This window comes from Sulfitobacter sp. CW3, assembly GCF_019392245.1.
Lineage (GTDB): Bacteria > Pseudomonadota > Alphaproteobacteria > Rhodobacterales > Rhodobacteraceae > Sulfitobacter.
In genome coordinates this window covers 1-276 of sequence record NZ_JAHXRL010000173.1, presented here as the reverse complement: position 1 = coordinate 276, position 276 = coordinate 1, and the positions used below count along the sequence as shown (strand labels likewise).

Sequence of the window (276 nt, the reverse complement as noted above, 5' to 3'; positions counted from 1 at the left end):
CTTCTCGACGTCGTCGGCGTTGTAGATGTCGCCCACCGAGGTGGCGATGTCGCTGTCGAGCTTCGTGGTGTCGAGGCCCGGCAGGCGCGAATCCACCTGGACGGCGCCGACCTTGTACTGCTCGCCCTCGTTCACCGTGATGGTGATGACGTAGCCGGACTTGTCGCCCTCGACGTAGCGCGCGTCGGCGCTGACCACTTGGAAGTCGGCGTAGCCGTTCTTCAGGTAGTAGCGGCGGACCTGGTCGAGGTCGTTGGTGATGCGGTCGGGATCGTA

Annotated in this window: 1 protein-coding gene; it reads right to left on the bottom strand. The window is 64.5% G+C overall.

The annotated features are described in order from the left end of the window. A partial coding sequence (locus tag KZZ06_RS20660) for a POTRA domain-containing protein (protein WP_306664534.1) occupies nt 1–276 on the bottom strand: 276 nt, incomplete at both ends.